Raw genomic sequence first — 21012 nt, forward strand, 5'->3', positions numbered from 1 at the left:
CTCAGGACTCGATCACGCTCGGCCCGTCGGGGGTCGTGCGGACGGTGATCTGCGCCGGGATCTGCTCCTGCATCGCCTCGACGTGGCTGATGACGCCGACCGTGCGGCCACCCGCGCGCAGCTCGTCGAGCGTGCGCATGGCCACGTCGAGCGTCTCCCCGTCGAGGGATCCGAAGCCCTCGTCGATGAACAGGGTGTCAAGCTGGATGCCGCCCGCACGGGCGGTGACGACCTCCGCCAGCCCGAGGGCGAGGGCGAGCGAGCCGAGGAACGTCTCGCCGCCGGAGAGCGACTGGGCGGGCCGGGTCTGGCCGGTGAACGCGTCGAACACCACGATGCCGAGGCCGGATGCGGCGCCGCGCGCGGCGCGGGCGTCGCTGTGCTGCAGCTGGTAGCGCCCGGAGGACATGTCCGCGAGGCGCAGATTCGCGGCCGCGACGATCTCCTCGAGCTCGGCGGCGAGCACGAAGGTCTCCAGGTTCATCCGATACGTGTTTGCCCCGCGACCGGCGACGGCGTCTGCGAGCTGCTGCAGGACCTCGTGCTCCTGCGCCGCTGCGGCGCCGCGCGCGTGCTCGGCCGCGGCGGACTCGATCAGGGATCCGAGCTGTGCGGCGGTGACGCGGGATCTGCTCGCCTCATCCACCGCCGTCGTCCAGGCCGCGCGCGCCTCGGCCTCTGCGCGCTCGTACGGCGCGAGGTCGATCGGCTCGTCGGGAAGAGTGCGCAGCTCCAGGTCGAGCAGGATCGCCCGCTCCTTCGTGCGCTCGGCCGCGTGCGCCGTGATCCGCTCCTCGAGCGCGGCCTGATCCGCGGGGCTGCGCAGCGCGGCTCCGACGGCCGTCGCGTCGTCGAAGGGCGACGCGATCAACGCCTCCTGCTGCTCGGCACGCGCGACCGAGGCCGCCTCGGACCGGGATTCGCGCTCCGCGATCGCCGCCGCGAGCGCCTGCGCGGCGGCGATGCGGACGGCCGCGTCGTCGAGCCGCGCGGCGACGGTGGTGAAGGCGCCCCGCGCCTGTGCGACGGACTCCTGGGCGGAGGCGAGCACCTGACGGGCAAGGGCGAGGCGCTCATTCGCCTCCGCGTGACGGGCGGACAGCCCGGCGATCGTCGTCTCGAGGCGGTCGGCAGAGCTCCGCAGCTCGACGAGGCGCTGGTCCGCGTCCGCACGGGCCGTCTCCGCGGCAGCGGCGGCATCCCGCTCCGCGCGCGCCGCCGCGAGCTCGGACTCCGCCGTCTCCACCGTGCGCCCGTCGGCGCGTACGGTGGCGGCGGCCAGGTCGGCGTCCCGTGCGGCCAGCGCCTTCGTGGCCGCGCGCACGAGCTCGGCGGCGCGCTCCCGCGCTTCCGTGGCCTCGGCGACGTCGCCCTGCGAGACCGGATCCGCGTGCACGGCCGGGGCCGGGTGCTCCGTGGATCCGCAGACGCTGCAGGCCTCGCCCGGGCGCAGAGCCTCGGCGAGCTCCCCCGCCATCCCCGCATCGCGACGGCGCCGCAGGTCCGCGGCGTGCGCGAAGGCGGCTGCGGCCTCCTGCTCACGATCGGCGACGGTCCGCTCCGCGTCGTTCCGCGCCTCGGTGAGCGCGGCGACGTCCCGGGCGCCCTGCAGTCGGGCTTCGGCCTGTGCCACCACGGCATCGAGGTCGGCCCGGCGGTCGGCCCGCCGCCGCAGGGCGTCGCGCTCCGCGGTCAGCGCCTCGATCGCCTCGGGCAGCGCCGCGCGTTCCCGATCGCGGAGCTCCTGCTCCCCGGCGATCGCCTCGGCCTCGCGTGCCCCGGCCGTCACCGCGGCCTCGTGCGCATCGAGCTGCGCCTCCGCCTCGGCCGCCTGCTGCCAGGCGCCGCTGGATCGGGTGAGGTCGGAGGCCCAGGTGCGCAGCGCATCCGCGGCGGAGCCGTCCGGCGCCTCGGCATCGGCCGCGGTGCACGCCCGCCAGGAGTCGCGGGCCGCGGCCTCCGCGGCGGTCGCAGCGGCCGAGGCGGCGGCGGTGCGCTCCGCCGCGCTCAGCACAGGGCGCAGCGCCTCCGCAGCCCGGGCGTCGTCGAGCGTGCGCCGATCCGCGGCGATCCGGTCGGCGGCGGCGTCGAGCACGACGAGCGCGGCGCGGGCACGATCCCGCTCCGTCTGCGCCTGCTTCTCCTCACGGGCCGAGGCGAGCGCGGCGGTCGCCGCGCGGTGGGCGGCCTCGGCGAGGTCGCGCTCCTGACGGCGCTGCTCCTCGCGGTAGTCGGCCCGCGCCCTGGCCCGGCCCAGGGCCTCCAGCCGCTCGTCGAGCGAGGAGGCCGCAGACTCGCCCCCCGGAGGGTCCGCTTCCCCCTCGAGGCCGCTCTGATCGGCGCCCTGCAGCCCGTTCTCCGCGACGAGCTTCTCGGCCTGCTCGACGCGAGCGCTCACGCTCGCCCGACCCGCGCCGAGCGCCTGCTCCGACGCGCGACGGCGGTCGTCGAAACGATTCTGATAGTCCTCGAACCGGCCGGTGCCGAAGAGACGCCGCAGCAGCGACTGGCGTTCCCGGCTGTCGGCGAGCAGGAACCGCGCGAACCGCCCCTGCGCGAGCAGGATCACCTGGAGGAACTGCTGGAGGTTCAGCTGCAGGATCTCGTCGAGCGCGTGCGCGACGTCGACCTCGCGCGCGGCCCGGCCGATCCACTCCCCGCCGACGAGCTCGTCGAGCGCCACCGCCGACGCCTGTTTGGTCAGACCGCCGCCGCGCTTGGCGGGGCGCTGGTACTCGGGCGAGCGCGTGACCCGGTATCGGCCGGAGACGGTGCTGAACTCCACGACGACCTCGGTCGGATCCGCGGGTTCGCAGTGATCGCTGCGCAGGCGCTTCTCACCGCCCTCGTAGCGGGGCACGTTGCCGTAGAGACCGAAGCAGACCGCATCGAGGATGCTCGACTTGCCCGCCCCCGTGCGACCGCCGATCAGGAAGACGCCGTCCGCGGCGAACGCGTCGAAGTCGATCGTCTGACGCCGCAGGAACGGGCCGAAGCCCTCGATCTCGAGACGATGCAGCTGCACTAGACGAGCGCCTCCGCCCGCGTGCGGTCGTCGAGCACCTCGCGAATCAGCTCCTGCTCCTGCGGGCTCGCCCCGGCGCCGCCGCGCACATGGGCGAGGAAGCCGTCGATGCGCTCCTCGTCGGTCGCCGCGGTGCGCAGCCGTTCGGTGTAGGAGCGCTCCTCGACCGCGGCCGTGCGCAGGGGCTCGTGCTGCACGAGCGCGCAGAACGGGAACCTCTCGCGCAGGCGGCGCATGGGCTCGGTCTGCGGCAGGTCGTCGGTGTAGACCGCGCACACCCAGTCGTCGGCGTGCGCCGCGACGTTCTCCGGCGAGAGGATGTCCGCGAAGGATCCGGTCAGCGTCACGAGCCGGCGCGGCACGGGCAGCTCCAGCCATCGCGCGTCAACGGCGCCGTCCGCCGCGAGCTCGATGAGCCACGAGCCGCGGGGCTTGTGCTGCTCGCCGAAGCTGTAGTGCAGGGGCGCCCCGGCGTACCGCACCCGATCGGTGAGCGCCTGCCGCCCGTGGATGTGCCCGAGCGCCACGTAGTCGACGCCCTCGAACAGCGACACCGGCACCATGTCGATGCCGCCCTGGCGGATCTCGCGTTCGAGCCCCGTGGTCGCGTCGACACCGGCGGCGAAGCAGTGCGCGATCACGACCGCGCGGCCGGGGTGCTCCGCCATCCCGGCGCGCACGAGGCCCATCGCGCGCGCGAGCGTCTGCGCCTGCGTGCGCAGCGGCCGCCCGTCGTCCTCGGTCGCGCCGGCAGGCTGCGGCGACGCGGGCTTCTGAAGGGCGGGCTTCTGGAAGGCGGGCTTCTGGAAGGCGGGCTTCTGGAAGGCGGCATGCTGTCGGACGATCGCGGGCTCGAGGTACGGGATGCCGAAGAACCGCACGGGTCCGTCCGCGTCCTCGATCGTGATCGGCTCGCCGATGCCGGTCGGATCCGTGACGACATGGATCCCCTCGCGCAGCAGTCGCGCCTGGAAGCCCAGCCGGGCCGCGGAGTCGTGGTTGCCGCTGGTCACGATCACCCGCGCGCCCGTGGCGTGCAGGGCGACGAGCGTATCGGTGAGCAGCGTGTAGGCGGGGGCGGACGGGGTCGCCGAGTCGAACACGTCGCCGGCGACGACGACCACGTCGACGTCGTTCTCCCGCACCTGCGCGACCAGCGCGGCGAGCACCTCGGCGAGCGCTTCCAGGGTGGCGTGCCCGTGGAAGGTCCGGCCGATGTGCCAGTCCGAGGTGTGCAGGATCTTCATGCCCTCAACGCTACGGACGGGGTCCGACATTGCGCCCGAGGCGTGCCGGGAGGCGGCAGCAGAGCCGCGACGACGGGTCGAAGCCGTCCGCGTAACACAACGTCACACACGCCGCGCGGGGCGATAGGGCTCAGCGCACGCGCAGCAGATCGGCCCGCTCGGGATGCGCGTCGAACCAGTCCGCGACGTACCAGCAGACCGCGTCGATGCGTCGGTCGCCGCGGTGCGCGATGTCGTCGACGGCCCTCGCGACGAGCACCGCGGCATAGCCGGATCCGCGGAAAGACGGGATCGTGAAGGCCCTCGTCAGCGCCATGGTGCGCCCGTCGTCACGGTAGTCGAGCACGCTCACCAGCACGCCGTCGCGCGTGAGCGTGTAGCGCGACGCGTCGTCCTCGCGGGTGAGCACGAACCGATCCGAGTCTGAAGAGATCGCCACCGTCCCACGCTAACCGCCGACGCGCGGAGGCGGCTCGTTTTGACATTGTTGGTCACCGTCGGTAATAATCGGCCCCATGACCACCAACGCACGCCCCATGTCCGCCCAGGAGGCGAACGGGACGACCGGGATGATGATGCCCGGTTGCGTTGGCATGTGTTGCCGAATGTGTCGCTGAAGCCACAGAACTCTGTCTGACTCGCTCGTCGTGATCTTCGCGGGCTGAGTCTCGAGCACCCATCCGCGTGCTCGTTCCTCCGGCTCGCCGGTCTCTTCGCAACACTCTCCGAGTCTCCGACCGACTCCTTCCTTTCAAGGACCCATCATCATGTCGAACACCGCCCTCCTCGAGCGTCCCGTCACCGCCGCCCCCGTCGCCGCCCCGCGTCTGCACGCCGTGCCGCGCACCCAGATCGACGCCCCGGCCCCCGCGGTCGACGCCCCGCCGGCCCGCTCGCCGCGCGGCTTCGCCCTCTACGTCGGCATCGACGAGCTCAAGGCCGCCACGAACGGCGTGAGCCTCCCGCTGCTCGTCGACGCGCTGCGCCGCACCCTCGCCGAGCTGGCCCCCGACGCCGAGACCCACGCCACGGTCGCCCTCGCCCCGCAGGGCACCGGCGGGCGCGACCTCGACGTCGTGCGCCTCGCGCTGCACGAGCCCGGCGCGATCGCCCGCTCCAAGGCGGAGGCCGAGGAGCGCGAGCCGGAGGACGGCGGCGGCGTCGTCGTCGACATCTCCCGCAAGCGCGTGCTGATCGACGGCGACTCGGCCGCGTTCACGTACAAGGAGTTCGAGCTGCTGCAGTACCTCGTGCTGCGCGAGGGCTCGACGATCGAGCGCAGCGAGCTCGTCGGCGCGCTGTGGCAGACCTCCGACGAGGAGGCCCCCGGAGAGCGCACCATCGACGTGCACGTGCGCCGGCTGCGCGCCAAGCTCGGCCGCTACGAGGACATCGTGCGCACCGTCCGCGGCGTCGGCTACCGCTTCGACCGCCACGCCGACGTCGCGATCCGCTACGGCGTGGGCACCCCCTCCCCCGACCGGTTCTGAACCCACCGGTCCCGCGGGATCCCGCCGACCGCACGGGATCCTGACGACCGCACGGCTTTTCGACGCAGAGGTCCGGTGCACTCGGCGACTTCTCGTGCGCTCGACGGCCCCGGCGCGATCGGCGAACGCCCCGAGGATCCGGATCCTGAGCGCCCCTGTCGGCCGCCGGATCTAGGGTGTTCCCATGACCCTCGCCGCGGATCCCGCCCCGCGTGCGTGGACGATGCGGGAGACCTCGTACCGCCCGCGCGCGCCGCTCGATCTGCACGAGACGGTCGGCATCCTGCGGCGCGGGCCGAAGGACCCCACGGTCGTCCGCGACGGATCCGTGATCTGGCTCGCGCTGCGCACGGCCGCCGGGATCGCCACGCTCGCGCTGCGACCGGCGTCGGGCGAGGTGCGCGCGAGCGCCTGGGGGCCCGGGGCCGACGCCGCCCTCGACCTCCTGCCCGCACTGTGCGGAGCACTCGACGACCCGGACGGGTTCGACCCGTCCGCGCATCCCCTGATCGCCGCGACCGCGCGGCGCAACCCCGGTCTGCGCCTCACGCGCACCGGCGCCGTGTTCGACGCGCTCAGCGGCGTGATCCTCGAGCAGAAGGTCACCGGCCTGCAGGCGTACGGCGCCTGGCGCCTGCTCGTCACGCGCTTCGGCGACCCTGCGCCGGGCCCCGTCCCGCGCCCGATGACGGTCGCCCCCGATGCCGAGGGCTGGCGCCGGATCCCCTCCTGGGCCTGGCATCGCGCGGGCGTGCAGCCGCCGCAGTCCCGCACCCTCGTGCGGGCGGCCGAGCGCGCGCCCAGCCTCGAACGTGCCGTGCTCGCCGCCGGCGACGGCGCCGCCCGCGACGCCGCGCTGACGAGCCTGCCCGGGATCGGGCCCTGGACCGCCGCCGAGACCCGGATCCGCGCCCTCGGCGATCCCGACGCCGTGAGCGTGGGCGACTACCACCTCGCCCACGAGGTCGGCTTCGCGCTCACCGGTCATCGGACCGACGACGACGGCATGCTGGCGCTGCTCGCGCCGTGGGCCGGCCACCGGCAGCGGGTCGTGCGGCTCATCCGTCTGAGCGGCGCGGCCGAGCCCCGCCGCGGCCCGCGCCTCGCTCCCGAGGACCACCGCACCCGCTGACCTCGGGCCCGCGTGCCTTCCTGATCCCGCGCTGCGCCCGTCGCCCGGTCCTGCGACGATCGGCACACGCTGTGACGATCAGCGCAGGAGAGCGCCGGATCCGTGTGCCGATCGCGACGAGGTGTGCTGATCGTCGCACGCCAGGGAGCGCAGCGGCTGTCGCCCGCTGACCTCGGCGTCAGGACGGCTCAGTGCCAGACGGCGAGCGGCCCGTCCGGCCCGTCGATCACGCTGACGGGGGTCTCGAACACGTCGGTGAGCACGTCGCCGCGCATGATGTCGGCGACAGGGCCGAACGCGACGACCTCGCCGTCCTTCATGGCGCAGATCCGGTCGGCGTAGCGGGCGGCGAAGTTGATGTCGTGCAGCACCACGACGACGCTCTTGCCGAGCTCGTCCGAGATGCGCTGCAGGTGCCGCATCATGCGCACGGCGTGCTTCATGTCGAGGTTGTTGAGCGGTTCGTCCAGCAGCACGGTTCCCGTGTCCTGCGCGAGCACCATCGCGACATAGGCGCGCTGCCGCTGCCCTCCGGAGAGCTCGTCCAGGTAGCGCTTCTCCAGCTCGCCCAGTTCGAGGAAGTCGATCGCCCTGCTCACGACCTCCTCGTCCGCGCGCGTGATCCGACCGCGCGAGTGCGGGAACCGGCCGAAGCCCACGAGCTGGCGCACGGTGAGCCGGGTGACGAAGTGGTTCTCCTGGCGCAGGATCGACACGACCGTGGCAAGGTCCTTCGACCGCGTGGTGCCCACGTCGAAGCCCGAGATCCGGATGGATCCCTCGTCCATCCCGAGCAGCCGCCCGATCATCGTGAGCAGCGTCGACTTCCCGGCGCCGTTCGGGCCGATCAGCGCGGTCACGCCCCCGGCCGGGATCTCCAGGTCGACCGGGCCGATCGCGACCTCGTCGCCGTAGCGCTTGCGCACCCCCGCGATCGAGATCCCGGGTCCGGATCCGGACGCGCCGGCGCGCTTCGCATGCTCGCGAGACCGAACCCGCGTCCCGAGACCCACGATCTCATCGTCGGTCTCGGGAGCCGGATTCGGTCTCGCGGTTCCGTCGGCGGCGTTCATAGACGGCCCTTCCTGAGGAGGACGAGCAGGAAGACGGATCCGCCGACCAGCTCGATGATGATGGAGACGGCTCCCTGCGCCGAGAAGACGTGCTTCAGCACGAAGTACGCGCCGCCCAGCACGACGACGGCGGTGAGCACCGCCACGGGAAGCACGAGCCGGTGGTCGTGGGTGTCAGCCCATTGGTACGCGAGGGTCGCCACGAGGAAGCCGAGGAACGTCATCGGCCCGACCAGCGCGGTCGAGGTGGCCATCAGCACGGCGACGAGGAGCAGCACCCGGAGCTGCTCGCGGCGATGGCCGACGCCCAGGGCGTTGGCGGCGTCGGGGCCCAGCGCCAGCACGTTCAGCCGGCGCGCACGCGTGAACAGCAGCGTGGACGCGGCGAGGCACAGCGGGATCGCGAGCGGCAGGTAGGACGCGTCGGCGTTCGCCACGCTGCCGAACAGACGGGCGGCGAGCACGTCGAACTCGCTCGGGGTCAGCAGCCGCTGCATGAACGTCGACACCGCGCCGAGCCCGCCGCCGATCACGATCCCGATCAGCAGCATCACGTGCATGCTCCCGCGCCGCCCCGAGAGCAGCCATCCGTAGAGCGCGACGGCGAACCCGGTCATCAGCACGACCTGCAGCGCGAACTGCGGGACGCCCTGGAGCGCGGTGACCCCGGCCGCGCCGAGGACGAACACGGCCGTGGTCTGCACCGCCGTGTAGAGCGACTCGAAGCCCATGATCGAGGGGGTCACGATGCGGTTGTTCGCCGCCGTCTGGAACGCCACGGTCGCCGTGGCCTGCGCGATCGCGACCACCAGGATCACCAGCACGCTCGTGACCCGCAGCTGAACGATGCGCCAGAAGCCGGCGGTGCCGAACGGCACGGGGTTGCCGTGCACGAGCAGCCCGATCAGCGACGCCGCGGCGAGCAGGGTGAGCACGGCGACCACCAGGACGTACCGTCGCCTCGCCCCCGCGGTCGGGAACGCACCCGACGTGCGCCCTCCCGCCGCTGCGGTTCGCGCCGGGGCGGCGGCCAGCACCTCAGCCACGGGGACGCTGCCTCAGGATCAGCACGATGAACACCGCGGCTCCGACGAGGCCCAGCACCAGCGACACCGGCACCTCGAACGGCATGATGATCGTGCGTCCGATGAGGTCGCACACGGTGACGAGGCCCACGCCCAGCAGGCACACCCAGGGCAGGTTGCTGCGCAGGTCGTCGCCGCGGATCATCGACACCACGTTCGGCACGATGAGTCCCACGAAGGGCAGGTTGCCGACGACCACGGTCACCATGCCCGTGGTCGCGGCGATGAGCACCGTGCCGAGCAGCACGACCCGGCCGTGGTTCAGGCCGGCGTTCGTCGCGATCTCCTCACCCAGCCCCGCGAGCGTGAAGCGGTCGGCGACGACGAAGACGACCACCCCGACGACCGCCACGATCCAGAGCAGCTCGTACTGCCCGCGCAGCACCGACGTGAAGCTGCCGGCGAACCACACCCCGAGCGTCTGCAGCGTGTCGGTCGCGAGAGCGAGATAGGTCGAGACGGATCCGACCACCGCGCCCAGCATGATCCCGACGATCGGCACGATGAGCGACGAGCGCAGCGACACCCGGCGCAGGAACGCGAAGAACACCAGGGTGCCGGCGAAGGCGCAGAGGACCGCTCCGAGCATGCGCAGCGGGATGCTCGGATGCGGGACGAGGATCGAGACAGCGAGCAGGCCGAGCCCGGCCCACTCCGTCGTGCCGGTGGTGGTCGGCTCGACGAAGCGGTTCTGCGTGAGCATCTGCATCACGAGGCCCGCCATCGCCATCGAGGCGCCCGCGAGCACGAGCGCGGTCGTGCGCGGGATGCGCGTGATCGCGAACATCTCTGCGCCGTCGGCGGATCCGGTCACGTCGTAGACGCCGACGAACAGCGACAGGACCAGCAGGCCCGCGACGACGACGGCTCCGACGAGCAGCGCGGGGTCGAAGAGCCGCGCCCGACGGCCGACCGGACGCAGGGTCCGGCCGGCCGTCGCGCGCGGGCGAAGAGTCAGCATGCGCTTTCTCCTGCGTCGGGTCAGCTCTTCTTCGCGCTCTTCTCCAGAGCGTCGGCGAAGGAGTTCAGGAACGTCGTGTACGTCTGGATGCCCTCGTTGAGGTAGGTGTCGGTGGGCATGTAGACGACGTGCTTCTGCTGGATCGCGGTGACCGAGGCGAGCGCCTGGTTCTTCTCCAGGATGTCGGCGGCCTGCACGTAGGAGGGGTCGTCCTTCGCGAACACCGCGTCGCGGTCCATCACGAGGATCCAGGACGGGTTCGACGCGGCGATCGCCTCGACCGAGATGTCGTCGCCCTTGTGGTTGTCGTCCGCGCCCTCCACCTGCAGGGCGGGCTTGAGACCGAGGATGTCGAACACCGGGCCGAGGGTGCGGCCGACGGTCGGCGCGAGGTAGCCGATCTTGCCGCCCGAGGTGGTGACCGCCATCACGCCGGATCCGTCGTAGGCCTTCTTGGCGCGCTCCGCGGCCGCCTCGAAGTCGGAGACCAGCTTCTTCGCCTCCTTCTGCTTGCCGAAGACCTCGCCCAGCACCGTCACCTGACGCTTCAGCTCTGCGTCGAACGGCTTGCCGTCGCGCGGGTCGAGCTCGAGGATCGTCGCATCGGGGACAAGGGCGGCGAGCTTGTCGTGGTGCTGGGTGAAGCGCTGCCCGTTGACGATGACGTCCGGCGCCACGGCGACGACCGCCTCGAGGTCGGGCTCCATGTGGGTGCCGAGGTCGACGATGCTCTTGTCCTTGACGTAGGAGACCGTCTCCGGCATGAGGGACACCGCCGCGGCGGTGACCGGGATGCCCCAGTCCGCGAGCGTCTGGAACGTGCGGTTGTCGGTGGCGACGACCGACGCCGGCGGCGTGGCGATCGTGTGCTTCCCGTTGTTGTCCTCGACGGTCACGGTGCTCGCCTTCGCGCTCTCCGTGGGCGCGGAAGCGGGGCCGGAGGCGCAGCCGGCTAGGGCGACGACGGCGGCGAGGCCGAGCGCGGTGGCGGTGAGGATCCGAGGCACGGACATGGAGATGCTCCTGTTCTGCGGGATGTGCTGTGTGAATGACCCGGGGAGAAAGGTTAGGTTTACCTAACTTCAACCTGAGGTCTCACACAGGTTAGCCTTACCTTATGACCAACGCGAAATCCGGCTTCGCCCTGGAGCGTCGCCCCCTCGAACTGCGCTTCCGCACCCTGACCCTCGCCTCCCGCGAGTGGATCGCCCCCGATTTCGTGCGCGTGCGCCTCACCGGATCCGACCTCGCCGGCTTCGATTCGCTGGGCGCGGACGACCACATGCGACTGTTCTTCGCCGATCGCCCGGCCGACTCGGTCGAGGAGCTGCGCGCCGCGCCGAGCCGCGAGTACACGCCGCTCGTCTGGGGCGAGGACTGGCTCGATGTCGAGTTCGCCGTGCACGGCGATCAGGGCATCGCCGCCCCCTGGGCGGCGAACGCTCCCCTGGGCTCGACCGTCGGGGTCGGCGGACCCCGTGGCTCGATGGTCCTGGAGGGCGAGCCCGACGGCTGGCTGCTCGCCGGCGACGAGACCGCGATCCCCGCGATCCGACGATTCGCCGCGCGGATCCCCGCCGGCGCCCCGGCCCGCATCGCGATCGAGGTGCGCGGGCCCGAGCACGAGCTCGCGCTCGACGCCGCCGTGCCCGTCGAGTGGATCCATCGGGGCAGCGCCCCCGCCGGCACCGCGCTCGCCGCGTTCCTGGAGTCGCTCGTCGCGGAGGACCGCCCGGGTACGGCCCCGTTCGTCTTCGTCGCCGCAGAGTCGTCGATCGTGAAGCCGGGCCGCGCCCTGCTCGAGCGCTGGGGCGTGGACCCGGCCAAGGCCGTCGTGAAGGGCTACTGGAAGCGCGGCGAGGCCGAGTACCACGCCCCGCACTGAGCCGCGCCTCGGGACCGCGTCATCCGCACCGCGGGCGACTCAGGCCCTGTCGACGACGGCGGCCACGGCTTCGATCTCGACGAGCTGGTCGTCGTAGCCCAGCACAGTGACGCCCATCAGGGTGCTCGGCACCTCGTGAGCGCCGAAGGCATCGCGCACGACCGCCCACGCCGTCCTCAGCTCCGCGCGGTCGGTCGAAGCGACGAGCACGCGGGTGCTGATCACGTCGGTGAGCACCGCTCCGGCCGCGGCGAGCGCGGTCTCGAGGTTCTCGATGCACTTCCTCGCCTGGCCGGCATGGTCGCCGACCGCCGCCGTGGAGCCGTCCTGCTCGATCGGGCAGGCGCCGGCGAGGAAGATCAGCCGCGCGTTCTGCGGCGCGGTCGCGGCGTACGCGTACTGCGCGACGTCGGACAGCTCGGCGGCACGGACGAGGGTGACGGCGGTCATGGCGACAGTCTGTCGCACGCCCGGAGGATCGGGTGCGCAACCGCGTCCGCAGCCTGCCGCGCCGAACGCATCGGGCAGACTGGACGCATGCCCCTCATCGATCACCTCGGCCTCACCGTGGAAGACCTCGACCGGGCGTTCGCCCAGTGGGATCCCGTGCTCACGGCGCTGGGCTGCATCGCGGAGGACGGCGAGATGGAGGGCGGCATCGCCTGGTACCGCGAGGACGACGTCGAGCTGATCCTCTACCGCGCGCCGGAACCCGGAGGCGAGCCGCATCGGTACGGCCGGATCGGGTGGCAGCACCTCGCGTTCGGCGTGGACTCGCGCGCGGAGGTGGAGCGGCTGCACGCGGTCGCGGTCGGCGCGGGGTGGACGACGGTGCGGGCGCCGAAGGTCTTCACGCGCTTCTCCGACCGGTACTACGCCTCGTTCGTCGAGGACGACAACGGGATCCGGCTCGAGTTCGTGCACAACCCGCCGCGGGAGCCCGTCGAAGACTGAGCGGCATGCTCGGCTGCGGGCCACGGCGCTCCCCGGACGCACCCGATCCTGCCGAATGCACGGCTTCTTCGCGCGAACGACCCGTGCAGTCGTCGCCAACCCGTGCAGTCGTCGCCAACCCGTGCAGTGGTCGGCAACCCGTGCCGTCAGCCGGGTGAGGCTCGGCGGCACGAGCCGCTGGCCGATGTCGGCGGCGTCCGCGATGCTGGGGGCATGGCTTCTCTCGATCACCTCGGCATCAGCGTCGACCACGTCCCCAGCGCCTCGGCGCAGTTCCATCCGGTGCTGACCGCCCTGGGCTACACCCGGGCGTACGACGCCGAGGACCACGCCTACTGGCGCCAGGACGGCCAGCCCGAGATCCTGCTCTACCCCGCCCGCGAGAACGCGGACGGCCCGCACGAGCACGGCCGCGTCGGCTGGCAGCACCTCGCGTTCGCCGTCGACTCGCGCGCCGAGGTCGACCGTCTGCACGCGATCGCCCTCGGCGCCGGCTGGACGCCCGTGCGGGAGCCCAAGGAGTATCCGCGCTTCACCGCGCGCTACTACGCGTCCTTCGTCGAGGACGACAACGGCATCCGCCTCGAGATCCTGCACAACCCGCCGCGGGACGCGGATTGATCCCCGGATCCTGACGGGCCTCGGGCCCCGGATCCTGACGGACCTCGGGCCTCGAGCCGGGCGAGGCCGCCACGGCCGGCCCGGAGGGAACCGCCGCCGCGCTCGAAGGATCGAGCCGGAAGGCGACTCGGCGAGAGCCGATCCACGACACACCGTTGCCGATGTCGGAGGTCGGGCTCAGACTGAGTGCGGCGCCGGTGCGGTGCCGCAGACCCGAGCAGGGAGGCACCACCATGACCATCCTCAACCCGTACATCTCGTTCCGCGGCGATGCCCGTGCCGCGATGGAGTTCTACCAGCAGGCCCTCGGCGGCGACCTGCAGGTGATGACCTTCGGCGACATGCCCGGCATGGTCCAGGACGAGGCCGAGCAGGCGCTGGTCATGCACTCGATGCTGACCACCCCCGGCGGCCTCGTGCTGATGGCGTCCGACACCCCCGCGCACTTCGAGTACAAGGCACCGCAGGGCGTCTCCGTCTCGCTGAGCGGCACCGACGAGGCCGAGATCCGCGCCGCGTGGGACAAGCTCGCAGACGGGGCGACCGTCACCCAGGAGTTCGGCCCGGCGCCGTGGGGCGACCAGTTCGGCATGCTCACCGACCGCTTCGGCGTCGACTGGATGTTCTCCGCCGGACAGAGCCAGGCCTGAGCCCCGCCGATCGCCGACCCCGGCGGCGTCCGGGGTCAGTGGTCGTCGGCGTCCGGGAGCGCCCACTCGACGCCGTCGAGCCGGAGCTCGTGGGTCATGTCCTGCAGGAACCGGATGACGACGTCCCGTTCCGCCTCGGTCAGGCGCGCCGCGGAGTGGAAGCGGCGCGCCTGCTGCCGTCCGACCGTCTCCATCGCCGCCCGCTGGGTCTCGGGAGCGATCGAGATCGCGAGCGCCCGCCGGTCCGTCGGGTGGGCGGCGCGGGTGACGTGCCCCGCCCGCTCGAGCCGATCCAGCAGTTTCGTCGTCGATGCGGTCGAGATGCTGAGATGCTGGGCGATGCCGCCCGGCGTCGCGACCGCGCCCGTGTTCGCGCACACGATGAGGTAGTGCAGCGCCCGCATGTCGGTCTCGTTCAGCCTCATGTACCGGCGTGACGCCTCGGCCAGGCGCTGCTCCGCATCGCGCAGCTCGCCGAGGGCGGTCATCAGGCGGGTGATCTGACGAATCGCGTTCTCGTCGACGCCACCGCGATCGAGGAGCATCCCCGTCGGGTCGCTCGCCTCGATGTCGTAGACGGCGGCGACCTCGACGCCGTCCCCCGTCGACGCTCCGCCGCGGGGCGCGACCGGGCGCTCCTCGGCTTCGTCGCGTCGATCGGTCATTCCGTCATCGTACAGTCGATCTCTTTTCACGCCAGGGGTATTACTTGCCAAGCTAGCGAATTCGATCTACTCTTCCGGAGACGGAAGGATCCACGATGACCGCCCCGCAGCACGCCACCCGCCCGCAGCGCACCCGCCGAACGCTGCGGATCCTGTTGCCGGCCCTGATCATCCTGGGCTGGCTGGCCGCCGCGTCGTTCGGCGGCCCGCTGTTCGGGAAGGTCGACGAGGTCTCCTCGAACGATCGCACCGCCTACCTCCCGTCGTCCTCCGACTCCGCACGGGTGCAGGAGCTGCAGACCCGGTTCGCCGGATCCGACCAGATCCCCGCGATCATCGTGGCGGTGTCGGACGCGAAGCTCACCGACGCGCAGCTCACGACGCTGTCGGATGCGGTGGCGGCCACGACGGACATCGCCGGCGTCGGCGACGACATCTCCCCCGCCCTCCCCTCCGAGGACGGGAAGGCGATGCAGGCGTTCGTGCCGATCCGCTCCGACGCCGAACTGGGCGACGTCGTGTCCGAGATCCGCACCCACCTCGACGAGGCGGCCCCGGCGGGGGTGACGGTGTACGTGACCGGGCCCGCCGGCTTCAGCGCCGACCTCGTCGCCGCGTTCGCCGGAATCGACGGGATCCTGCTGGGCGTCGCCCTCGCGGCGGTGCTGGTCATCCTCGTGCTCGTCTACCGCTCCCTGCTGCTGCCGGTCGTCGTGCTCGCGACGAGCATGTTCGCCCTGTGCACGGCGCTCCTGCTGGTGTGGTGGCTCGCGAAGTGGGGCGTGCTGCTGCTCAGCGGGCAGACCCAGGGAATCCTGTTCATCCTCGTGATCGGCGCGGCGACCGACTACGCGCTGCTGTTCGTGTCGCGGTTCCGCGAGGCGCTGCGGATCGAGCACGATCGCGGCCGAGCCGTGCTCCTGGCCTGGAAGGGGGCGTTCGAGCCGATCCTGGCCTCCGGCGGCACGGTGATCGCCGGTCTGCTGTGCCTGCTGCTGAGCGACCTCCGGTCGAACAGTGCGCTCGGCCCGGTCGCGGCGATCGGGATCGTGTTCGCGATGCTCTCGGCGCTCACCCTGCTGCCCGCCCTGCTCATGGCGTTCGGCCGGGCCGCGTTCTGGCCGCGTCGTCCGCGCTTCGACCCCGAGGCCGTCGCCGCGGAGGACGGCCTGCCCGCCGGTGGCGTGTGGGCGCGGCTCTCCGAGCTCATCCGCCGTCGTTCGCGGATCATCTGGATCGCGACGACGCTGGTGCTCGTGATCGGGACGTTCGGCGTGCTGCAGCTCGACGCCTCCGGCGTGCCGCAGTCCGACCTCGTGCTCGGCTCCTCTCAGGCGCGCGACGGGCAGAAGGCGCTGGGTGCGCACTTCCCCGGCGGATCCGGCAGTCCCGTCCAGGTCCTCGTCGCGAAGGACTCTCTGCAGCGCACGGCGGACGTGCTGCTCGCCGACAAGGGCATCGACGGCGTCACCGTGACCGCGAAGGACTCGGTGAGCGGCACCGCGCCGGTGACCGCGGACGGCATCCAGCCGGTGGGGAGGCCGGGCACTCCGGCGCCTGACCCGACGGTGATCGACGGGGACGTGCTGCTGCAGGGCACGCTCACCGCGGCCGCGGACTCCGCCACCGCGGAGGACACCGTGCGGCGGCTGCGCTCCTCGCTCGACGGCACGGGCGCCCTGGTCGGCGGAGTGACCGCGACGGCCGTGGACACCGACGACGCCTCCCTGCGGGACCGCACGCTGATCATCCCGGTGATCCTCGTCGTGATCATGCTGATCCTGATGCTGCTGCTGCGCGCGATCGTCGCCCCGGTGCTGCTGATCGTCACCACCGTGCTCTCCTTCGGCACCGCGATGGGCGTGTCCGCGCTCGTGTTCAACGGGATCTTCCACTTCCCCGGCGCGGATCCGGCCGTTCCGCTCTACGGCTTCGTCTTCCTCGTCGCGCTCGGGATCGACTACAACATCTTCCTCATGACGAGGGTGCGCGAGGAGTCCCGCACGCACGGCACCCGGGAGGGCGTGCGGCGCGGACTCGCGATCACCGGCGGGGTGATCACCTCGGCGGGGCTCGTGCTCGCGACGACGTTCGCGGCGCTCGCGGTGATCCCGATCCTGTTCCTCGCCCAGCTCGCCTTCATCGTCGCGTTCGGCGTGCTGCTGGACACCTTCGTGGTGCGCTCGCTGCTCGTGCCCGCCCTCGTGCACGATGTCGGCCGGGCCGTGTGGTGGCCGTCGCGGCTGTCCCGCGGCGACCGCTAGGACCTCCCTCGGGGTCGTTGAGCGAGCACGCGAAGCGCGCGAGACGAAACGCGGCGATCGTCGAGGAACCGCGTTTCGTCTCGGTCGCCTACGGCGTCCTCGCTCAACGACCCCGGGGCGTCAGCCTGCGGCCACCCCCGCGTCGTCCTGGGGCTGGCCGGCGCGGTCCGTGAAGGCCTGCTTCGGCACGAACAGCAGCAGCACCGCCGCGGCGAGCGCCGTCACGCCGCACACGATCCAGACGGTGACGTAGCCGGAGAACGATCCCGCGGTGCCTTCGCCGCCTCCCGCGCCGCCGGCGACCGCGTGCATCAGCGCGATGCCGAACACGCACGATGCGATCGCGCCGCCCACGGTCTTCACGGAGTTGGTGAGCCCGGTCGCGACACCGGTCTGCGTGTGCGGGGCAGCCGAGGCCGCCGCGGCGGGCAGGGCGGCCACGAGGGCTCCGGATCCGATCCCGGCGATCATCATGTTCGCGACGACCTGCAGGTAGGCGCCGTGGAACGGCAGGAACAGCAGGAACCCGATCGCCACCAGCAGCGAGGCGCCGATCAGGGTGATCCGGGGAGTGGCGAGGCGGGCCACGACGGGGAACAGCAGCGCGCCCCCGATCATCGCGATGAGGTAGAGCCCGATGATGAGCGAGGTCTGGAAGCCGGTGGTGCCGAGGCCGTAGCCGTAGGCGCTCGGATCCGTGCGGGCGAACGTCGACAGCGGGGCCTGCGCGCCGAGCACGCTGACGCCGAAGAGGCCCGCCGTGAGGAACACCGGTCCGAGCGCCGGGCTGCGGAACATCCGCACGTCGATGAGCGGATCCGACTGCCGCAGCTCCCAGAGGGCGAACGGCACGACGAGGGCGAGACCGACGACGATGACGATCCAGGACAGCGGGTTCGCGACGCCGCCGGGCAGCCGCAGCAGGCTGAGCCCGCCGGTGAGGCCGATGAGCGCGAGGGAGATGAGCACGAGCCCGACCGTGTCGAACACTCCCCCGGTCTTCTCGGGCGATTCCTTCACCCCGAACAGGATGACGAAGAAGCAGGCGGCGATGAGGAACGCGGGCACCAGCAGCACGACCGGCAGCGGCAACTTGTCGACGAGCGCCCCGCCCGCCAGCGCGCCGATGATCGCCCCGCCCTCGAGGGAGGCGACGAGGATCCCCGCCGCCTTCGCCGTGATCGCCGAGCTGCCCTCGCTGCGCCGTGCGCGCGACCAGATGAGCGCGATCTCGAGCGGCAGCCAGACCACGTAGAAACCCATGAACGCCCAGGCGACGAGGTAGACGCCGAAGGTGCTCGTGAACGGCAGCACGAACGCCGCGACCGCCGTGATCGCCGTGGAGACGAGCAGCATGCGCTTGCGGCCGAACATGTCGCCGAGCTTCGCGAAGGAGGGCACCACGAGGGCGGACAGCATCAGCTGCGCGCCCTCGAACCAGTTCACGTCGGCGTCGTGGATCTGCAGATGCCGCGCGATGTCGGTCAGCATGGGCGTGTAGTAGCCCTGCAGCACGCCGCTGGTGAACTCGACGAAGGCGAGGAATCCGACGACGGCGGCCAGGGCCGCTCCGGTGACGGTGCGCGACATCGCGGCTCCTTCAGGGGTCTCACGCCGGGGTGGCGGGAGCTGACACGGTCGCCTCGGCGGGCGCGGCGACCGCGAACGGGTCAGCTCACTGTAACCGCTCGATGAGCGCCCGGTGGAACCGCTCCCCGCGCTCGAGCGCCGCGATCTCGACGCTCTCGTCGACGCCGTGGATCGCGGCGCGCTGCGCGTTCGACATCTCCAGCGGGGCGAACCGGTAGACGGCCGGCGCGAAGCGGTGGAAGTGACGGGAGTCGGTCGCCGCCATCATCACGTACGGCACAGCGGGCACGCCGGGGTGCGAGACGGCGAGCGCGTCGGCGAGCAGCGCGAACGGCGCGTTGTCCGTGGGTGATTCGGGCGAGGGGTCGCTGCCCTCGAGCACCTCGACCGAGACCCGCGGATCCGCGATGCGCCGGCGCACCCGCGCCGCCGCGCTCTGCACCGTCTCGCCGAGGGCGATGCGCAGATTCACCGTCGCCGTCGCCTGCGACGGCAGCACGTTCGCCGCCGTGCCGCCGGACTGCATCGTGGGCGCCACGGTCGTGCGCACGAGGGCCGCCGCCTCGCCGCCCAGCGCGGCGAACACGCGCGCCGACAGCGGCGGGAGCGCACCGAGGACGCGCAGCAGCAGCCGCGCGGGCCCGGTGGCGGAGCCCGCGAGCTGCGTGAGCATGCGGGAGACGGCCTGCGGCGTGCGGGGACGGAACGTGCCGGGCCCGAGCCGCTCCACCGCCCGCGCGATGCGGCGCACCGCGGTGCGGTTCGGCGGGGCGGAGGCGTGCCCGCCGTCGCCGCGCGCCGTCAGGCGCACCGTCATGACGCCCTTCTCCCCCACGCCGATCATCGCGGCCCGGCCCGGAACGAACGGCAGCGGGGCGTCCACGACCGCACCGCCCTCGTCCACGACCAGCCATGGCACGATGCCGCGCTCCTGGAACGCGGCGGCGATGGCGATGGCCGCGGACCCGTAGGTCTCCTCGTTGCCCCCGAAGGACAGGTACACGTCGCGGGCCGGGACGAACCCCTCGGCGAGGAGGTTCTCCACCGCGTCCAGGATGACGACGAGCGGGCCCTTGTCATCGAGCGCGCCGCGCCCGTAGACGGATCCGTTCTCGATCACCCCGGCGAACGGCGGATGGGTCCAGTCATCGGACTCGTCCACGGGGACGACGTCGTAGTGCGCCATGAGCACGAGCGGTCCGTCGACCGCCTCCCGGCGTCCGGCCCAGCGGTAGAGCAGTCCGAACTCGGTGTGCCGCTCGAGCACGAGGTCGGAGTGCACGCGGGGATAGAGCTCGGCGAGGAGGGCCACGAAGTCCTCGAACGGCGCGGTTCCGCGCGTCTTCAGCTCGGCGGACACGGTCGGCAGCTGGATCATCCGGCTCAGCCGCGCGGCGATCGGGGGCACGTCGTTCATCGTGGCCATGCTATCCGCGGCGAGCGCCCCGTCACGGGGAGCCGGCTGCGCGGGGCGGACTGACGGCAGAGCCCTCCCCGCCCGCAGGGTCCGGACCGGACCGGTCGCGGGTCGGCGACCTAGGCTGGATCCATGAGCACCCCGTCGTCGTTCCCCGGATCCCCCCGTCCGCTCGCCGTCGTCAGCGGAGGCGGTACCGGCATCGGCCTCGCCTCGGCGCTGCGGCTGGCCCGGGACGGCTTCGACCTGACGCTGATCGGGCGCCGCACCGCCGTGCTCGACGCCGCGTCCGCACGGATCCGCGAGCAGACGCCGGCAGCCGCCGTGCGGACGATCGCGGCCGATCTGCAGGATCCCGCCCAGGTCGAGCGGGCCGCGGCCGAGGTCGAGGGATCCGTCGCCGTGCTGCTCAACAACGCCGGCGGCAACGTCCTGGATCGCGGCGAGGGGCTCGCCGGCATCGCCGCGAACTACGAGGCGAACCTGCGGCTGAACGTGCTGACCGCGGTGCTGCTCACCGAGGCCCTGCTGCCACGCCTCGTCCGTCCGGGCGGACGCATCATCTCGATCAGCTCGATCGCCGCGCTGCGCGGCGCGAACGGCTACGGCGCGGCCAAGGCGGCGATCCACGGCTGGATGATGGGCCTCGCCGCCGACCTCGCCCCCGAGGGCGTCACGGTGAACGCCGTGGCGCCGGGCTACGTGCCCGACACCGGCTTCTGGGACGGCCGGCGCACACCGGACATCGTCGCGTCCCGGCTGGCCCAGGTGCCGATGAACCGCGCCGGCACGCCCGACGAGGTCGCGGGGGCGGTCTCGTACCTCGCCGGCCCCGAGGGAGGCTGGACCACGGGCCAGATCCTGCAGGTGAACGGCGGCGCGCTCTTCGGCCGCGGCTGACCCACCGGCTCGCGACCGGCCGCAGCGGAGCCGTGCCCGCTACCGGATGCCCT

19 protein-coding genes are annotated in these 21012 nt (G+C 72.4%); 8 read left to right on the forward strand and 11 right to left on the reverse strand.

What is annotated here, in order from left to right; genetic code table 11:
- Position 1: 1 nt before the first annotated feature.
- From J8G10_RS02305 to J8G10_RS02315, 3 genes are all read right to left on the reverse strand, one after another.
- Entirely contained in the window at positions 2-3025 is a 3024-nt protein-coding gene (locus J8G10_RS02305; protein ID WP_251438895.1) for an AAA family ATPase, read from the reverse strand.
- The gene (locus tag J8G10_RS02310; protein ID WP_251438897.1) at positions 3025-4272 is read right to left on the reverse strand and encodes an exonuclease SbcCD subunit D; all 1248 of its coding nucleotides are present in this window, start codon (positions 4270-4272) and stop codon (positions 3025-3027) included. Before J8G10_RS02310 ends, J8G10_RS02305 begins: the two co-directional genes overlap by 1 nt.
- A 130-nt stretch (positions 4273-4402) precedes the next feature.
- Positions 4403-4711, reverse strand: a complete 309-nt coding sequence (locus tag J8G10_RS02315; RefSeq protein WP_251438899.1) for a GNAT family N-acetyltransferase — start codon at positions 4709-4711, stop codon at positions 4403-4405.
- A 328-nt stretch (positions 4712-5039) separates the two neighbouring features.
- On the opposite strand from J8G10_RS02315, the gene J8G10_RS02320 reads away from it, so the two are divergent.
- Positions 5040-5762 carry a winged helix-turn-helix domain-containing protein gene (locus J8G10_RS02320; RefSeq protein ID WP_251438901.1) on the forward strand — a complete coding sequence of 241 codons (723 nt, stop codon included), beginning with the start codon at positions 5040-5042 and terminating at the stop codon, positions 5760-5762.
- Between the two features lie 184 nt (positions 5763-5946).
- Positions 5947-6894, forward strand: coding sequence for a DNA-3-methyladenine glycosylase (locus J8G10_RS02325; RefSeq protein ID WP_251438903.1), 948 nt, complete (start codon positions 5947-5949; stop codon positions 6892-6894).
- Positions 6895-7082: 188 nt separating this feature from the next.
- Here the strand turns inward: J8G10_RS02325 and J8G10_RS02330 are convergent, their stop codons facing one another.
- Genes J8G10_RS02330 through J8G10_RS02345 form a run of 4 tightly spaced genes read right to left on the reverse strand, consistent with a single transcriptional unit; the run spans position 7083 to position 11026 of the window.
- Entirely contained in the window at positions 7083-7967 is an 885-nt protein-coding gene (locus J8G10_RS02330; protein ID WP_251438906.1) for an ABC transporter ATP-binding protein, read from the reverse strand.
- The gene (locus tag J8G10_RS02335; RefSeq protein WP_251438908.1) at positions 7964-9013 is read right to left on the reverse strand and encodes an iron chelate uptake ABC transporter family permease subunit; all 1050 of its coding nucleotides are present in this window, start codon (positions 9011-9013) and stop codon (positions 7964-7966) included. The genes J8G10_RS02330 and J8G10_RS02335 overlap by 4 nt, the downstream gene beginning before the upstream one ends.
- Positions 9006-10013 carry an ABC transporter permease gene (locus J8G10_RS02340; protein WP_251438909.1) on the reverse strand — a complete coding sequence of 336 codons (1008 nt, stop codon included), beginning with the start codon at positions 10011-10013 and terminating at the stop codon, positions 9006-9008. The genes J8G10_RS02335 and J8G10_RS02340 overlap by 8 nt, the downstream gene beginning before the upstream one ends.
- 20 nt (positions 10014-10033) lie before the next feature.
- Positions 10034-11026 (reverse strand): siderophore ABC transporter substrate-binding protein, encoded by a 993-nt coding sequence (locus tag J8G10_RS02345; protein ID WP_251438911.1) that lies wholly within the window; start codon positions 11024-11026, stop codon positions 10034-10036.
- Positions 11027-11130: 104 nt separating this feature from the next.
- Between J8G10_RS02345 and J8G10_RS02350 the strand changes: the two genes are divergently transcribed.
- Positions 11131-11898 carry a siderophore-interacting protein gene (locus tag J8G10_RS02350; protein ID WP_251438913.1) on the forward strand — a complete coding sequence of 256 codons (768 nt, stop codon included), beginning with the start codon at positions 11131-11133 and terminating at the stop codon, positions 11896-11898.
- 39 nt (positions 11899-11937) lie between these two features.
- On the opposite strand, the gene J8G10_RS02355 is transcribed toward J8G10_RS02350, so the two are convergent.
- The gene (locus tag J8G10_RS02355) at positions 11938-12348 is read right to left on the reverse strand and encodes a Rid family hydrolase (protein WP_251438920.1); all 411 of its coding nucleotides are present in this window, start codon (positions 12346-12348) and stop codon (positions 11938-11940) included.
- Between the two features lie 87 nt (positions 12349-12435).
- Here J8G10_RS02355 and J8G10_RS02360 point away from each other — a divergent pair, with 87 nt between their 5' ends.
- The 3 genes from J8G10_RS02360 to J8G10_RS02370 all read left to right on the forward strand — a co-directional run bounded on the left by J8G10_RS02360 (position 12436) and on the right by J8G10_RS02370 (position 14123).
- Positions 12436-12852, forward strand: coding sequence for a VOC family protein (locus J8G10_RS02360; RefSeq protein ID WP_251438921.1), 417 nt, complete (start codon positions 12436-12438; stop codon positions 12850-12852).
- 213 nt (positions 12853-13065) lie between these two features.
- Complete coding sequence (locus tag J8G10_RS02365; RefSeq protein WP_251438922.1) at positions 13066-13473, forward strand: VOC family protein; 408 nt, start codon at positions 13066-13068, stop codon at positions 13471-13473.
- Positions 13474-13706: 233 nt separating this feature from the next.
- Positions 13707-14123 carry a VOC family protein gene (locus J8G10_RS02370; protein ID WP_251438923.1) on the forward strand — a complete coding sequence of 139 codons (417 nt, stop codon included), beginning with the start codon at positions 13707-13709 and terminating at the stop codon, positions 14121-14123.
- 35 nt (positions 14124-14158) lie between these two features.
- Here J8G10_RS02370 and J8G10_RS02375 read toward each other — a convergent pair whose 3' ends face one another.
- Entirely contained in the window at positions 14159-14788 is a 630-nt protein-coding gene (locus J8G10_RS02375; protein ID WP_251438924.1) for a MarR family winged helix-turn-helix transcriptional regulator, read from the reverse strand.
- 95 nt (positions 14789-14883) lie between these two features.
- On the opposite strand from J8G10_RS02375, the gene J8G10_RS02380 reads away from it, so the two are divergent.
- The gene (locus tag J8G10_RS02380; protein ID WP_251438925.1) at positions 14884-17052 is read left to right on the forward strand and encodes an efflux RND transporter permease subunit; all 2169 of its coding nucleotides are present in this window, start codon (positions 14884-14886) and stop codon (positions 17050-17052) included.
- Between the two features lie 120 nt (positions 17053-17172).
- On the opposite strand, the gene J8G10_RS02385 is transcribed toward J8G10_RS02380, so the two are convergent.
- Together J8G10_RS02385 and J8G10_RS02390 are read right to left on the reverse strand one after the other, a co-directional pair.
- Entirely contained in the window at positions 17173-18642 is a 1470-nt protein-coding gene (locus J8G10_RS02385; protein ID WP_251438926.1) for an MFS transporter, read from the reverse strand.
- 85 nt (positions 18643-18727) lie between these two features.
- Positions 18728-20059: a M20/M25/M40 family metallo-hydrolase gene (locus J8G10_RS02390; protein WP_251438927.1), complete on the reverse strand. Its 1332-nt coding sequence runs from the start codon at positions 20057-20059 to the stop codon at positions 18728-18730.
- Positions 20060-20191: 132 nt separating this feature from the next.
- On the opposite strand from J8G10_RS02390, the gene J8G10_RS02395 reads away from it, so the two are divergent.
- Positions 20192-20959, forward strand: a complete 768-nt coding sequence (locus tag J8G10_RS02395; protein WP_251438928.1) for an SDR family NAD(P)-dependent oxidoreductase — start codon at positions 20192-20194, stop codon at positions 20957-20959.
- Positions 20960-21012: the final 53 nt, after the last annotated feature.

Origin of the sequence: Microbacterium sp. USTB-Y (assembly GCF_023703415.1) — a bacterium.
Taxonomy (GTDB): Bacteria; Actinomycetota; Actinomycetes; order Actinomycetales; family Microbacteriaceae; genus Microbacterium.

Excerpts from the sequence above, each read along its gene's own strand:
- J8G10_RS02310 (WP_251438897.1), bottom strand. The coding sequence starts at position 4,272 with ATGAAGATCCTGCACACCTCGGACTGGCACATCGGCCGGACCTTCCAC.
- J8G10_RS02320 (WP_251438901.1), top strand. The coding sequence starts at position 5,040 with ATGTCGAACACCGCCCTCCTCGAGCGTCCCGTCACCGCCGCCCCCGTC.
- J8G10_RS02325 (WP_251438903.1), top strand. The coding sequence starts at position 5,947 with ATGACCCTCGCCGCGGATCCCGCCCCGCGTGCGTGGACGATGCGGGAG.
- J8G10_RS02330 (WP_251438906.1), bottom strand. The coding sequence starts at position 7,967 with ATGAACGCCGCCGACGGAACCGCGAGACCGAATCCGGCTCCCGAGACC.
- J8G10_RS02340 (WP_251438909.1), bottom strand. The coding sequence starts at position 10,013 with ATGCTGACTCTTCGCCCGCGCGCGACGGCCGGCCGGACCCTGCGTCCG.
- J8G10_RS02345 (WP_251438911.1), bottom strand. The coding sequence starts at position 11,026 with ATGTCCGTGCCTCGGATCCTCACCGCCACCGCGCTCGGCCTCGCCGCC.
- J8G10_RS02350 (WP_251438913.1), top strand. The coding sequence starts at position 11,131 with ATGACCAACGCGAAATCCGGCTTCGCCCTGGAGCGTCGCCCCCTCGAA.
- J8G10_RS02355 (WP_251438920.1), bottom strand. The coding sequence starts at position 12,348 with ATGACCGCCGTCACCCTCGTCCGTGCCGCCGAGCTGTCCGACGTCGCG.
- J8G10_RS02360 (WP_251438921.1), top strand. The coding sequence starts at position 12,436 with ATGCCCCTCATCGATCACCTCGGCCTCACCGTGGAAGACCTCGACCGG.
- J8G10_RS02365 (WP_251438922.1), top strand. The coding sequence starts at position 13,066 with ATGGCTTCTCTCGATCACCTCGGCATCAGCGTCGACCACGTCCCCAGC.
- J8G10_RS02370 (WP_251438923.1), top strand. The coding sequence starts at position 13,707 with ATGACCATCCTCAACCCGTACATCTCGTTCCGCGGCGATGCCCGTGCC.
- J8G10_RS02375 (WP_251438924.1), bottom strand. The coding sequence starts at position 14,788 with ATGACCGATCGACGCGACGAAGCCGAGGAGCGCCCGGTCGCGCCCCGC.
- J8G10_RS02380 (WP_251438925.1), top strand. The coding sequence starts at position 14,884 with ATGACCGCCCCGCAGCACGCCACCCGCCCGCAGCGCACCCGCCGAACG.
- J8G10_RS02385 (WP_251438926.1), bottom strand. The coding sequence starts at position 18,642 with ATGTCGCGCACCGTCACCGGAGCGGCCCTGGCCGCCGTCGTCGGATTC.
- J8G10_RS02390 (WP_251438927.1), bottom strand. The coding sequence starts at position 20,059 with ATGAACGACGTGCCCCCGATCGCCGCGCGGCTGAGCCGGATGATCCAG.
- J8G10_RS02395 (WP_251438928.1), top strand. The coding sequence starts at position 20,192 with ATGAGCACCCCGTCGTCGTTCCCCGGATCCCCCCGTCCGCTCGCCGTC.